The organism is Nesterenkonia aurantiaca, assembly GCF_004364585.1.
Lineage (GTDB): Bacteria > Actinomycetota > Actinomycetes > Actinomycetales > Micrococcaceae > Nesterenkonia > Nesterenkonia aurantiaca.
This window is the reverse complement of the sequence record NZ_SOAN01000014.1, coordinates 24,150-38,152: the sequence shown is the minus strand read 5'-3', so window position 1 is coordinate 38,152 and position 14,003 is coordinate 24,150. Positions and strand designations below refer to the sequence as shown.

The following is a 14,003-nucleotide window of genomic DNA, read 5'->3' as shown; positions in this document are numbered from 1 at the left end:
AAGGTCTCGGCTGCGCCGTCGACGGTCATGTAGACGGTGGCCTGGTTGCCCTGGCCCTCGATCAGGACGTCTCCGACGGTGCCGGAGTTGTTCAGCGGGTCCAGGCTGGTCTGGAAGGACCAGGACTGGCTGGAGTCAGCGGTGGCGACGCCGTCGGAGGCTCCGCCGTGGTCTGAGTGGGCCATGGCTGGGGCTGCGCTGAGCAGCAGCGCGCCAAGAGCGAGTGTGGGAACAGCAAAGAATTTGGAGGTACGCATAAGGGACTCCTCGTCAAGGTGATGTAGTCGTGCAACTTGTAAACGTGGTCTCGATCACTCCACGTAGGCACTGTTCGGAGCCGGATCGGGATCGGATGGTGAAATCTCAAAAAAAGTTGCTCGGCTCATCGATCCGCTGGGAAATGCAGGTTCCTGGAGGCCTATATGGCTATTGCAAGACTGCAATATTCTCCGCGCACGGAGCTTGCCGGGGCCGCCGACGGCGTGGTCAGCTCTCCGGAAGCCGCCGAGGATCCCTGACCCGCTCCCGCCGCGTCCTTCCAAAAGCTTTGTCGCATCCCTATGCCATGTCCCATCGCTATATCCGTGCATAGCGATGGGACATGGCATAGGGATGCGACGAATCGACCGGGAGCTGGCTGGAAGAGGCTCCTCAGTCCCGATTGGGCAGGATCATGTTCGTCATCCGGGCGGTCGAGAGGCGGCGGCCGGCGTCGTCGGTCATCACGATCTCGTGGCTGGTCAGCTGCCGGCCCAGGTTGATCGGGGTGCAGGTCGCGGTGACCGTGCCCTCGGTGACCGAGCGGTGGTGGGTGGCGCCGAGCTCGGTGCCCACCACGGCGTTGTCTATGCCCAAGTTGACCCGCGCGTGAAGGATCGCGGCGATCGATCCGAGCGTCTCGGCGAGCACCATGTGCGCGCCGCCGTGGAAGAGGCCCACGTTCTGCTCGTTGCCGCCCACTGGCATGGTGGCGACCATCTTGTCCGGGCCCATCTGCAGGTAGCGCAGCCCCATCTTCGCGCCCAGCGGGGTGGTCCCGTGTGGGCCGGTCCACTTCCGGTACTCCTCGGGAATGTTCGCAGCGTCCATCCGGGCGATCCGCTCCTCCTCCTCAGGGAAGGGGGTGGGCGCGCCGGGGACGGGGTAGTTCGAGAGCGGGTTCTGCGCCAGGGGATCCCCGGAGGCGTCCGGGTGGCTCGTGGTGGTGGCGTCATGCTGAGAAGTCATGGGCTCCAGCTTAGATGCCCGCGGGCGCAGCGCCCGGCATCTCAGCCGGGGCCGGTCTGGGGTGAACCCGGGGCTCGCGATAGGCTGGTGGGCGTGTCAACTAAGCCCAATAAACTCCTGGTCATCGACGGTCACTCCATGGCGTTCCGGGCGTTCTACGCCCTGCCCACCGAGAGCTTCCTGACGGATTCCGGCCAATACACCAACGCGGTGCACGGCTTCACGAACATGCTGCTCAAGCTGATCCGTGAGGAACTCCCCACCCACGTGATCCTGGCCTTCGACCTGGACACTCCGACGTTCCGGCACACCTCCTACGCCGAGTACAAGGGGGGCCGCGCTAAGACTCCCGAGGAGTTCCGCGGCCAGATCGACCTGATCAAGCAGGTCGCCGAGGGCATGAACATCGCCGTGGTGACCTCAGAGGGCTACGAAGCCGATGATATCGTCGCCACCTACGCGACCCGGGCCGACACCGCCGGCTGGGAGACCCTGATCGTCTCCGGTGACCGCGACACCCTGCAGCTGGTCACGGAGCGCACCACTTTGATGTACCCCACCTCCGGGCTCTCGAAGGTCGCGATGCTCGACCCGGCCGCGGTGGAGGAGAAGTACCTGGTCCCGCCGCTGAAGTACCCGGACCTCGCCGCGCTGGTGGGGGAGTCCGCGGACAACCTGCCCGGCGTGCCCAAGGTGGGACCCAAGACGGCCGCAAAGTGGATCGCCGAATACGGCTCCACCCGCGGGATCATCGAGAACGCCCACCTGATCGGCGGCAAGGCCGGGGAGAACCTGCGCGAGGCTCTCGCCGATGTGGAGCGCAACCTGGAGCTGAACCTGCTGCTGCGCGACCTGGAGCTGCCGGTGGCGCTGGAGGACTCCGAGCTGCAGGTCCCCGACCGGGAGGTGCTGGACCCGCTCTTCGACGCGCTGCAGTTCAACCAGATCCGCGAGCGGCTCTTCGAGACCTTCTCCGCCCGCTTCCCGGAGACCGTGGTCGCTCCCACCCCGACCGAGGCGCTGCCCGAGGTTACCGTGACCGAGGAGGCCGAGAAGCTCAGCACCTTCCTGAAGGCCCACGCCGGAGCCCCGATGGCGATCGCGGTCTGCCTGGACCGCAGCGGCGAATCGCTGACCACCAAGCCCAAGCGTGACGAGGCCGCCCGTGTGGCCGAAGCCCTCGCCGTCGTGCTGGTGCCCTCAGCTTCCGGGGACGTGCCTGGTGCTGCTGATGCTGCCGATGCCGCTGATGCGTCAGGTGCCGCTGATGCGGCGAAGACCGACGACGACGCCGATTCGGCTCCTCAGCCGACCGGCATCCCCGCGCTGGCGCTCTCGCTGACCTCGCTCGACGCGGCCGCCGACGCGGTGCTCGCCGAATGGCTGGGTGACCCGGAGGCGCCGAAGCTGGTCCACGACATCAAGGACGCCGGCAAGCGGCTGGCCTGGCGCGGGCTGCACCTGCGCGGCGCCGTGGAGGACACCCTGATCAGCGGCTACCTGATCCAGCCAGACCGGCGGAACTTCGCCTTCACCGAGCTGGTCACCCAGTACCTGGGCGTCTCCACCGACCCAGCCGCCTACCTCGGCGGTCACAGCACCGAGGACGCCGAGGCCCCCGGCGCTCAGGGGCCGGACCTGTTCTCCTCCCAAGACCTGCTCCCCGGGGTCACCGCCGAGGACCTGGACACTGCCGCGCTGCATGGGATGCTGCTGCATCAGCTCTCCCAGGCGCTGGGCGAACAGCTGGTCGAGCGCAACGGCGAGAAGCTGCTGCGCGAGATGGAGATCCCGCTGGCGGAGATCCTGCTGCAGATGGAGCTCACCGGCATCGCGGTGAGCCCGGAGAAGCTGGACTCGCTCGACGCGGAGTTCGCCGCGGCCATCGAGGCCTCCGCGCAGGAGGCCTATGCGGTGGTCGGACACGAGGTGAAGCTGGGCTCGCCCAAGCAGCTGCAGACCGTGCTGTTCGAGGAGCTGGAGCTGCCCACCGCCGGGGTGAAGAAGAACAAGACCGGCTACTCCACCGACGTGGAGACCCTGCAGTCGCTGCTGATCAAGACCCAGAACGAGTTCCTGGTGCACCTGATGAACCACCGGGACTCCACCAAGCTGCGCCAGACCGTGACCGGCCTGACGGAGGCGGTCAGCGGGGACGGGCGGATCCACACCACCTACGCGCAGACCGTGGCCGCCACCGGGCGGCTCTCCTCGCTGAACCCGAACCTGCAGAACATCCCGGTGCGCACCGCGGCCGGTCGGAAGATCCGCGACGCCTTCGTGGTCGGCCCCGGTTACGAGACCCTGCTGACCGCGGACTACTCCCAGATCGAGATGCGGATCATGGCCCACCTCTCCGGAGACCAGGCGCTGATCGAGGCGTTCCGGGCAGGGGAGGACCTGCACAACTTCGTCGGCGCCAAGGTCTTCGGGGTCGAGGCTTCGGAGATCACCCCCGAGCAGCGGTCCAAGGTCAAGGCGATGAGCTACGGGCTGGCTTACGGGCTCTCCAGCTTCGGGCTCTCTAAACAGCTGGGAATCGGAGTCGATGAGGCCCGGAACCTGATGAACGAGTACTTCGAACGCTTCGGCGGGGTGCGGGACTACCTCCGTGAGGTGGTCACCCAGGCCAAGCAGGACGGGTTCACCTCCACGCTGTTCGGCCGGCGCCGCTACCTGCCGGACCTCTCCAGTGAGAACCGGCAGCTGCGCCAGATGGCCGAACGCGCCGCGCTCAATGCTCCGATCCAGGGGTCCGCGGCGGACATCATCAAACAGGCGATGATCGGCGTGGACTCGGCGATGCGGTCCGAGGGCCTGGAGTCCCGGCTGCTGCTGCAGGTCCACGATGAGCTCATCTTCGAGGTGGCCTCGGGGGAGCGCGAGGCCCTGGAGAAGCTGGTGACCACCCACATGGGCGCCGCCGCCGAGCTTGATGTCCCGCTGGATGTCCACGTGGGCGTGGGCTCCTCCTGGCACGAGGCAGCGCACTGAGCTAGGCCCCCCGGGCCCGTGAGCCCCAGGGCTGTCGAGCTCCCCGGCCCCCGAGCCCCGAGCCACCGGGCCCTCGAGCCCGTTTGTCGCATCCCTATGCCATGTCCCATCCCTATGGACGGAAATAGCGGTGGGACATGGCATAGCCATGCGACGGATGAGGCGTAAGGGCCTTCTCGATCTCGTTGAGGGCGCAGAAGTGGAAGCGGCTCCAACCAGGGCTGCCGAAAAGCCCCGAGGGCAGCGGGGGAGCATCATTGTCGAGGTTCCCAGACCCTCCCGATGTTCTTTCGGACGCCGGTGCACTTAGGCTGACCCGCGCTTCCGTGTGGGCATCGCAGAGCGCGGAGTGCCCGAGTGAGCACGGAGTTCTAGCTCCTCTTCTTTGAATAGGGATAAAATTTTCGCTTGCGGTGCCGGTTGGAGCCTGGGAGGACATTGATTTAAAAGGCTGGGTATAGGCCGCACATTGCTGCTGTGTATATTTAAATGCATGACTCTCAAGAACTTCTCCTTCGTCGGCATTTTCGCGCTCTCAATAACGCTGGTTGGCTGCGGCGGAACTGAGGATGAGCCTTTGACGGTCCCAGATGTTTTTGGCCTCCCCGGCGACGAAGCCCGTGACCTTATCGAAGCCGCTGGACTCGAGCCATCTCTCGAGGCCGCAGAGTCATCGGTGTGGCAACCTTCGAACTGGGAAGTCGAGTCCACCGACCCTGAGGCGGGCATAGAGGTGGAAGAGGAGGACGAGGTGATCGTCAACCTGATCCGCCCGGTTGCCGACGAGGATGCTGATGCTTCTGCGCAAGAAGCCGAAGAAGAAGCGGATCTTCAATCAGCGGAGGATGCCGAGCAAGAAGCTGCAGAAGAGACGGAGCGTGCGGAGGCCGAAGCCGAGGAAGCACGGCAGAGTCGAGAGCAGGCTGAGCAAGCTGAAGCCGCGGAAGAGCAGGAACGTGAGGATCGAGTCCCGGAACAACAAGAGAGCGATGGTGGCGACCTCGGTGAACGCGTAACGGAAGAGGCGTTGCGTGGGTTTAACGTTGATTCATTCACCGGTCTCCTGAGTCAGGATGGGTACGACTTATCGCTCCCGCCGTACTACGCAATTTCAGACATCGAAACGATGTCCAACTCGACAATCCGGGTCCATGTTCAGGAAGCCATGTTTGACGAAGAACGGGAGCAGATGGGGCGCTGGTTCTTCAATATGACCTGTCAAGAAGTCCCGGAGCTGGACACGGTCGTAGTGAACGACGTTTCTGGGCTAGACAGCAATCACTTCGCACATGAGTTCATGCGCATGCCAGGGTGCGAGTAAACCCATAAGGAGCGATCAAGCCGGGACCCACATCGGTTGACGGAGTCTCGACAATCCTGCTCGTCTCGGTGATCCGCTGGTCTGGTGCCCCGCAACGTGCCCGGGAGGAGTACGCATTCCGAGCACTGCCGCAGCAGATGCTGGGCACCCGGCTCCGTTCATCTGTGTGGGGCATCGAGCCGTCCGTTCCTCTGTTCGTGGTCGGGCATGGCTACGACTGGGTGGTCTAGATTCGAATCGCAGTCTTCGCGATCTGCCGGGGGTCTTGGTGTGGAAGAGCGGTGCTCTCGTACTCGCGATTGTGGCCCGTGTCGCTGCCTCAACCCGGTCAGCCGTCCACCCCGTGTGGTTCGATGAGCAGATGATCACCACCGATGTAGTAGCAGCCAAGGACCTGGCCTTCGATGGGGTGCTTGCGCTCTATACCGCAGTGGAGTGGACCGCCTACACGGACGACCCTCAGAGTCTCCGGCAAGCCCTGGAAGGGTCATCGACCCTGGTTGCCGCCCACGATGACCAGCTGCTGGTGGGGCTGGCCCGGGTCATCTCGGACGGAAGCTCGATCTGCTATCTCCAAGACATCCTGGTTCTGCCCTCACACCGCAGAGCCGGGGTGGGCCGAGCGTTGGCTCAGCGGGCGCTCGCCGAATACCCGCATGTCCGTCAGAAGGTCCTGATCACCGATGATGAGCCCCAGCAGCGGGCGTTCTACGAGGCCTTGGGCTACACCAGGTCCGATGAGTTCCAGGCTGGGCCGATCCGAGCGTTCCTGAGGTTCGACTGAGCACCTCCATATCGCGAGGCGCCGATGTCCTGCTCAGCGGCTGAACAGGGCCCCGAGCCCCTCGGCGCGAGCAGGGTGGCCGGCTAGCCGGAGCGCCTGCCAGGCGGTGACCTGGTTGGCCGTGAGCACGGGCACGCCCAGGGCCTCCTCGAGTCGGGGCAGCACGGCGATCGTGTGCAGCGCCGTGTCCGGGATCAGCAGGCACTGCGCGCCGGTCAGGTCGGCGGCGCGGGCGGTCTCGAGCACCCACTCGGCGTCCAACCGGCCCGCGTCCTCGCCGCTGGGCACGTCGTAGGTGGACAGCGCGGTCACCGTGATCCCGTCCTCTTCCAGAAGCTGCACGAAGTGGGCGGCAACCTCCTCCGGGTAGGTCGCGGCCACCGCGACCCTGTCCAGTCCCAGGTGGTGCACCGCTTCGGCAAAGGCCAGTGAGGTCGAGGAGGACGGGGCGCCGGAGGCCTCTTCGATCCATCCCGCCTGCTCTCGGCAGCCCTCCCGGCCATAGACGAAGCTGCCGGAGGTGCACGCCCACATCGCCGCGTCGGGGGAGAGCTCGCGGGCCCTCTCGGCGGAGGGCACCAGGTTGACCCGAGATCCCAGGGTCAGCAGCGCGTCGACATCGTGGTCGGTGCTGCCCTCCCAGGTGTGGATCACCCGGAACGAGGTGTCGGGGATCAGCTGTTCGAGGGCGGGGAACTCGTCCTCCGCGCTGTATCCCGGGTAGAGGATGGCGAGGGTGTACATGGTGGTGGAGGCCCCTCTCGTGGTGCGTGGTGTGTCCTCAAGAAATCTACAGGTAGATTGTAGACAATCATAAGAGATCGTCCCCTGGCGCCTGCAGCTCACCGAATGGAGACTACTGATGACCCGGTACCTCACCATCACCCTGGAGAAGCGCGGCGTCACCGCCAGGGCGCGACTGCTCGACGACGAGGCCCCGCGCACCGCGGAGGCGGTGTGGCAGGCCCTGCCTCAGGCCGGACAGGTGTTCCACGGCAAGTTCGCGCGCAACGAGATCTACGCCCTGGTCCCGGCCTTCGCCGCCGAGGAACCCGGCCCCGAGAATCAGACGGTCACGCCGATCCCGGGGGACCTCTGCTATTTCACCTTCGAGGGCGTGCTGGACAACCCCGCCTACGGATACGACGCCTCCGCAGGGACCGCCGAGAACCGGTTGCTGATCGACCTGGCCGTGTTCTATGGACGCAACAACCTGCTGATCAACGGTGACGTCGGGTGGGTTCCGGGCAATGTCTTCGCCACGATCGAGGAGGGACTCGATGAGCTCGCCGCCGCGTGCCAGGACGTCTGGATGGGCGGCGCTCGCGGGGAGACCCTGAGCTTCGCCCGCGCTGAGACGGACTGATGTGAAGCTGCGCGCCGGTGTTCTTCGACCACCAGAATCACCGAGCGGGTGGAGCCCCCACAAGCAGCCGGAACCCCCTATAGTCGGAGTTTCCATCACACCCAGTGCGGTTCAGTCGTCATGACGCACCTCTGAGGAATGTCGTATTTGTCACGCCACATCATGCGATTTATAGGAGCAGACATGACACCGGAAACCCAGGGCCCGCTGTTCGGCCCGGCTCCCCGCGGCGCGCTCGGCGTCGTCATCCCGTTCGACATGGAGCTCGACGCCGAGCTGTGGCGCTGGCTCCCCGCCGACGTCGATCTGCTGTTGACCCGGACACCGTTCCTGGACGACGTCGTCACGGTGGAGTTCGCGCGGGAGGTCGCGCAGGCAGGAATCGTCACCGATGGCGTCCGCAGCGTCACCGCCGGACGCGCGGATGTGGTCCTCTACGCGTGCTCCTCCGGCAGCTTCGTGCGCGGTCGGGCAGGGCAGGAAGAACTCGTGCGTGCGATGAACGATGCCGGCTCACGGGAGGCGGTGACCGCGTCCGGCGCCGTCGTTGAAGCGCTCAGCGCCCTCGGGATCCGACGCGTCGCGACGGCCACGCCCTATCTGCCGTCTCTTTCGCTCCTCATGGAGTCTTTCCTCAACGAGTACGGCGTCGGCGTGACCGGCAGCGCTGAGCTCGGGCTCGACCGGCACATCTGGGAGGTGCCCTACGCGCAGACCGCGGAGCTGATCCGCCAGGCGGACACGCCCGATGCCGAGGCGATAGTGGTCAGCTGCACCAACCTCCCTACCTACGACCTGATCGCACCTCTGGAGGCTGAGCTGGGAAAGCCCATCATCACCGCGAATCAGGCCACCATGTGGTCCGGACTCAGGCGCCTGGGGAGGCTCGCGAACGGTGAGGGACAGTCGCTGCTGCACCGGACGGGTCAGCCTGGGCAGCTCGGGCTCGGGCTCGGACTCACGGCACGGACTTCGTATTCGCTGCTCCCGCTCGTGCCGGAGGCTCCCACCGGAAGCGCCTCGGCTCCCCAGGTCCTGACCGACCGCTGAGGCGCGCCTCGAGCTCGAGGAAGCTTCACTGGCGATGTGCCATGAACCGCCTTGTCAGAGGCGAGCAGGTCGAGATAAGTCTCCGGTCCCGTCCCTGTTAGTGTCCCTAGGGACAAGACGGACCTGAACATTCTGGAGTGACGGTGGATTATTCAACTGCCTCGGCCCCGACCCCGGCCCCGCAGCCCATGACCGAAGGCGAAGAACAAGGCTGGGGAGTCGGTCTCCACCTCGGTGGGTTCATCGCGTGGTTCATCGCCCCGCTGGTGCTGTGGCTGGTCTTCCGCTCACGCAGCCGGATGCTGGACGATCACGGACGAACCACCCTCAACTGGCACCTCACCTTGATCATCATCGCCTTGCCGCTGGGGGTCCTCGCCGTGGCGCTCTCCTTCATCGACCCTCTGTGGTTCCTCGTCATGTGGCTGGTCATGGTGTTGCTGATGATCCTCTCGATCATCTTTGCGATCCGCGGTGCCATCGCAGCATTCAACCGGCGCCCCTACCGGTACCCGCTGAGCATCCCGTTCTTCACCCGCTAGCCCCACCGCCGCAACACCACCGCTCGACCCGCCCCAACCCCCACCTCCCGTTTGTCGCATCCCCATGCCATGTCCCATCGCTATGGACGGAAATAGCGATGGGACATGGCATGGGCATGCGACAGATTGCCGGGGAGGGCCGATGGGCTCCGAATCCGCCCCCGGGGAGGCCTGAATCGGAACAGGTAGGCCCGGGCCAAGCCCGAAACCGGGAAACCGCCCCCATCCCGCGGCTCCCTACGCCCGAGGGACCCCGAACCGGGTCAACCGGTCGCGCAAGATGTTCGGATGGTGCAGGTCATCCCAGCTCCAGCGCACCACTCGGCGCCCGGTGCTGCGGATCGCGTCCTCGCGCAGCTTCTCCCGGTATACCGCCTCCTCCGCAGACCTGCCGAAGAGCTCCTGGGAACGCAGATACTTCTGTTTTCCGTCGAATTCGCCGACGACGCCGCCCTCCCACTCGAAATCCAGCCGGTACTCGCGGCCCTCCACCCGCACCACGCTCTGCAGCTCCGGGACCGCGAAGCCAAGTTCGCTGATCCGCACCCGGGAAAGCGACTCACCCACAGACTCCGACCGCGGATCCGCAAAGTCGACGGCGCGGGCCCATTCCGCCCGAAGCCGGGCCCCCCGGAGAAAGGGCTGCCACGGTTGCAGCAGCTCATCCAGAGTGAGCCCACGCTCAGAGATCCGGGCCAGCGCCGCGTCGAGCACCACCACCGCCTGTTCGAAGGGCATGCGGGGAACGGTGTCCAGCAACGCCAGGGGCAGTGGCTCCACCGGCACAGTCAGTCCGACGGGATCCGCAGCAAACCCGCGCAGGCACTCCGGGGTGACGAGCTGACTGGCGATGCCTCTCAGGGCAGTGGGAGTCCAGGAAGGGTCGCCGGGTTCAGCCACAGAATTCTCTGCACCCAGCGCAAGGCGCATCTGCGCCCGCGTCACACCGCGGGGGAGCGGCGGCTCATGGAATCGGGTGGGATAACTCAACCGCCCAGGAGAGCGGTGCACCCCCACCTGGCTTCGGTGCAGCGTGCGCCGATGCACAGCCGCGGGAACCCGGAGCAGCGGAAGACCATGCAGGGCCAGCGCCGATTCACGGCAGAAGGCCCCCGAGCTGCCGGTCATAGCCGCGGCCGCCAGAGACGCGAGATATCGCTCCGAGGGCAGCGCTTCTGACCAGGCCTGACTCTCGGCGTAGACCCCGGGTCGGACGCGGAGCCGCGTGCCCCGACTGACCTCGCGAGAGAGAACCGTCCCGGTGTGCAAGCCACCGGCCTCCAGGGCGGCCTGGACGAGCGTGATCGGCGCCGTCGGCTGTTCCATCACTCCACAGTGGTGCAGCGGGGGATAGCCGGGGGCGCGCCAACCAGAGGTGGGGAAAACGGTCCGGGGAAAAGCAGAAAAGGATCGACGGGGGATAACTGCCGCCCTCGTCTGGCCCCGGCACCGCCGGACCGATATCGTGGACCACCGTGGCAGACCTACACGCACCCCAGCAGCCCGAGATCGCTCCGCTCGCCCCCGGACTGCGCAGCGAGACCTTCCCCGCGGCCATGGACGCAGACGGCAAGACCGTCACCGCGCAGACCGCCGCGTTCGCCCGCACCGCCGAGCAGGGCTTCTACGAGCCATGGTTCAGCGACGAGCAGGTCAACCGCATCGGTCAGATCCTGGTCAAGGACGAGCAGACGCTGACCGCGGTCTATGTGGACCAGCAGAGCGCCGCTGACGAATCCTGGGGCAACGCGCTGGAGCAGGTCGGCTTCGACCCAGCCCACCCGGTGGGCACCTTCGTGGACTATGACAAGACGCTCAACGCCGGGGGACCGGACGGCCCGCTGCCGGCGCGGCTGATCACCGTGGTCACGGTCAACCCGAGCTTCCGCCGCCGCGGCATCCTCAAGCACCTGATGACCTCGGCGCTCTCCCGCGCGGTCGAGGACGGCATGGCCGTGGCCGCACTCACCGTCTCCGAGGGCGGCATCTACGGCCGGTTCGGCTTCGGCTGCGCCACCCGCGAGGCCAACATTCAGGTGGACCTCGGCGAGGGCCACGGCCAGGGATTCGCCCTGCGCAACACCCCCGCCGGTCGGGTCATCTCCGCGGACCCGGCGAAGCTCGATGAGGTCATCAACACCAGCTTCGAGTCCTTCCACAACCGCACCCGCGGCTCGATCGGCCGGCAGCAGACCTATCAGATGATCAGCACCGCGCGCTGGAATCCCGAGGACCTCAGCGCCTGGAACCGCAAGCTCCGCGCGGCCGTGCACGTTCGCGAGGACGGCAGCATCGGCGGCTACGTGACCTTCCAGCACGAAGGCTGGGACACCGATCCCAGCACCATCCGGATCCACGACCTGATCGCCGCCGATGACCAGAGCCACCTCGCGCTCTGGGACTACATCGCCGGACTCGACATCGTCCGCCGCGCCACCATGCGCACCGCCGCGCTGACCGACCCGCTGCAGTCCGCGCTGGCCAACCCGCGCAGCTACAAGGTCACCGGGCTCCGCGACCTGCTCTGGGTCCGGATCCTCGACGTGGTCAAGGCCCTGGAGGCCCGCGCCTGGTCCGCCGACGGCGCCTTCCGGCTCGAGCTTGAGGACGCCATGGGCATCACCGGCGGCAGCTTCACGGTCCGGGTCCACGACGGCGCCGCCACGGTCACCCCGGCAGCCCCCGCCGACGAGGAATCGACCGAAGATCTCCCGACGCTCCAGCTCAGCGTCGAGACCCTCGGCTCGCTCTACCTGGGTGACGTCTCGGTGCGCACCCTGCACGCCGCCGGACGGCTCCAGGACACCGCCGCCGAAGACGTGGAGCAGATCTCCCGGATCATCGACCTGCCCACTCCGCCCTTCTGCGCGACACATTTCTAAGCAGGTCACCGGCTCCGGCCAGCGGTTGATTCGCATTGGATTGCCGGTATAAACTGACACGGCGCGTTCTGCGCACAGAGTCGAGCCTGACATCTGATGCAGATCAAGCTCGAAAGTCCGCTCTTCGGCCTCGCCGCCGGAATCGGGACCTGACGAGCTCACCCTGTTCATCTGTTGATCACTCTGTGCGCCGGAGTGCCATCGTGCACGGCAAAGCCGCGCACTGACCACGCCAGCCACAATCCATATCGGAGCCCCTACTACATGACCCCCACCACCACTGCCCCACAGGTTGCCGTCAATGACATCGGCACCGCAGAAGAGTTTCTCGCCGCTGTAGATGCGACTATGAAGTACTTCAACGACGGCGACCTCGTTGAGGGCACCATCGTCAAGGTCGACCGCGACGAGGTCCTCCTCGACATCGGGTACAAGACCGAAGGCGTCATCCCGTCCCGCGAGCTGTCCATCAAGCATGATGTGAACCCGGACGAGGTCGTCGCCGTCGGCGATCTGGTGGAGGCTCTGGTCCTCACCAAAGAGGACAAAGAAGGCCGCCTGATCCTCTCCAAGAAGCGCGCACAGTACGAGCGCGCCTGGGGCGACATCGAGCGCATCAAGGAAGAGGACGGCGTCGTCTCCGGCACCGTCATCGAGGTCGTCAAGGGCGGCCTCATCCTCGACATCGGCCTGCGCGGCTTCCTGCCCGCATCGCTGGTCGAGATGCGCCGTGTGCGCGATCTCGCGCCGTACATCGGCCAGGAGATCGAGGCCAAGATCATCGAGCTGGACAAGAACCGCAACAACGTGGTCCTGTCCCGCCGTGCATGGCTCGAGCAGACCCAGTCCGAGGTCCGCTCCTCCTTCCTGAACAAGCTCGAGCGCGGTCAGGTCCGCACCGGCACCGTCTCCTCGATCGTCAACTTCGGTGCGTTCGTGGACCTCGGCGGCGTCGACGGTCTGGTGCACGTCTCGGAGCTCTCCTGGAAGCACATCGATCACCCGAACGAGGTTGTCGAGGTCGGCCAGGAAGTCACCGTGGAGGTCCTCGAGGTGGACATGGATCGCGAACGCGTCTCCCTGTCCCTGAAGGCCACCCAGGAAGATCCGTGGCAGACCTTCGCCCGCACGCACGCGCTGGGCCAGGTCGTCCCCGGCAAGGTCACCAAGCTGGTGCCCTTCGGTGCATTCGTCCGCGTGGAGGACGGCATCGAGGGTCTCGTGCACATCTCCGAGCTGGCAGTGCGCCACGTTGATCTGGCCGAGCAGGTCGTCTCCGTGGGTGACGAGCTCTTCGTCAAGGTCATCGACATCGATCTCGAGCGCCGCCGCATCAGCCTCTCGCTGAAGCAGGCCAACGAGGGTGTCGATCCCGAAGGTGCCGAGTTCGATCCGGCCGTCTACGGCATGGATGCCGAGTACGACGACGCCGGCAACTACAAGTACCCCGAGGGCTTCGACCCAGAGACCAACGAGTGGATGGAAGGCTACGACGAGCAGCGTTCCGTCTGGGAGGCCCAGTACGCCAAGGCCCAGGAGCGTTGGGAAGCGCACAAGAAGCAGGTCGTCGCAGCAGTCGAGGCCGACGCCGAAGCTGCCGCACAGGCCACTGTGGGCTCCAGCTCCAGCTCCTCGAGCTCTTCCAGCTCCAGCAAGTCTGAGCCCGCTCCGTCGAACTACTCCTCTTCGCAGAACACCTCCTCCGAGGATGCCGGCACGCTGGCCTCCGACGAGGCGCTGGCTGCGCTGCGCGAGAAGCTCACCGGAAACAGCTGAACCCACGCGGGCGGATCACTGATCCCGCCTGAGTGAGACGAAGAAGGCCGGTTCCACCCTC

11 protein-coding genes and 1 pseudogene are annotated in these 14,003 nt (G+C 66.0%); 8 read left to right on the top strand and 4 right to left on the bottom strand.

The features are described from left to right. Together EV640_RS13160 and EV640_RS13155 are read right to left on the bottom strand one after the other, a co-directional pair. Positions 1-257, bottom strand: a pseudogene (locus tag EV640_RS13160) (hypothetical protein); the annotation flags it as partial. A 394-nt stretch (positions 258-651) separates the two neighbouring features. After that, positions 652-1,227, bottom strand: a complete 576-nt coding sequence (locus EV640_RS13155) for a hotdog fold thioesterase (protein WP_424991615.1) — start codon at positions 1,225-1,227, stop codon at positions 652-654. Positions 1,228-1,365: 138 nt separating this feature from the next. Between EV640_RS13155 and polA the strand changes: the two genes are divergently transcribed. The 3 genes from polA (at position 1,366) to EV640_RS13140 (ending at position 6,326) form a co-directional block, all read left to right on the top strand. Then, a complete protein-coding gene (gene polA, locus EV640_RS13150) occupies positions 1,366-4,221 on the top strand; it encodes a DNA polymerase I (RefSeq protein WP_243832335.1) in 2,856 nt (951 codons plus the stop codon). 493 nt (positions 4,222-4,714) lie between these two features. Beyond that, positions 4,715-5,542 carry a PASTA domain-containing protein gene (locus tag EV640_RS13145; protein WP_133726678.1) on the top strand — a complete coding sequence of 276 codons (828 nt, stop codon included), beginning with the start codon at positions 4,715-4,717 and terminating at the stop codon, positions 5,540-5,542. A gap of 361 nt (positions 5,543-5,903) precedes the next feature. Further along, a complete protein-coding gene (locus EV640_RS13140) occupies positions 5,904-6,326 on the top strand; it encodes a GNAT family N-acetyltransferase (RefSeq protein ID WP_133726677.1) in 423 nt (140 codons plus the stop codon). 33 nt (positions 6,327-6,359) lie between these two features. On the opposite strand, the gene EV640_RS13135 is transcribed toward EV640_RS13140, so the two are convergent. Further along, positions 6,360-7,070: a maleate cis-trans isomerase family protein gene (locus EV640_RS13135; RefSeq protein WP_133726676.1), complete on the bottom strand. Its 711-nt coding sequence runs from the start codon at positions 7,068-7,070 to the stop codon at positions 6,360-6,362. A 118-nt stretch (positions 7,071-7,188) separates the two neighbouring features. Here EV640_RS13135 and EV640_RS13130 point away from each other — a divergent pair, with 118 nt between their 5' ends. From EV640_RS13130 to EV640_RS13120, 3 genes are all read left to right on the top strand, one after another. Next, on the top strand, positions 7,189-7,692 hold the full coding sequence (locus EV640_RS13130) for a DUF3830 family protein (protein ID WP_133726675.1): 504 nt from the start codon (positions 7,189-7,191) through the stop codon (positions 7,690-7,692). A gap of 183 nt (positions 7,693-7,875) precedes the next feature. Further along, complete coding sequence (locus tag EV640_RS13125) at positions 7,876-8,742, top strand: maleate cis-trans isomerase family protein (RefSeq protein ID WP_166645930.1); 867 nt, start codon at positions 7,876-7,878, stop codon at positions 8,740-8,742. Positions 8,743-8,885: 143 nt separating this feature from the next. Further along, entirely contained in the window at positions 8,886-9,284 is a 399-nt protein-coding gene (locus EV640_RS13120) for a DUF4870 domain-containing protein (protein WP_133726674.1), read from the top strand. A gap of 237 nt (positions 9,285-9,521) precedes the next feature. Here the strand turns inward: EV640_RS13120 and EV640_RS13115 are convergent, their stop codons facing one another. Then, positions 9,522-10,064, bottom strand: coding sequence for a hypothetical protein (locus tag EV640_RS13115; RefSeq protein WP_133726673.1), 543 nt, complete (start codon positions 10,062-10,064; stop codon positions 9,522-9,524). Positions 10,065-10,759: 695 nt separating this feature from the next. Here EV640_RS13115 and EV640_RS13110 point away from each other — a divergent pair. Together EV640_RS13110 and rpsA are read left to right on the top strand one after the other, a co-directional pair. Continuing rightward, positions 10,760-12,166, top strand: coding sequence for a GNAT family N-acetyltransferase (locus tag EV640_RS13110; RefSeq protein ID WP_051501047.1), 1,407 nt, complete (start codon positions 10,760-10,762; stop codon positions 12,164-12,166). A 264-nt stretch (positions 12,167-12,430) separates the two neighbouring features. Then, positions 12,431-13,942 (top strand): 30S ribosomal protein S1, encoded by a 1,512-nt coding sequence (gene rpsA, locus EV640_RS13105; RefSeq protein ID WP_133726672.1) that lies wholly within the window; start codon positions 12,431-12,433, stop codon positions 13,940-13,942. Positions 13,943-14,003 lie beyond the last annotated feature (61 nt).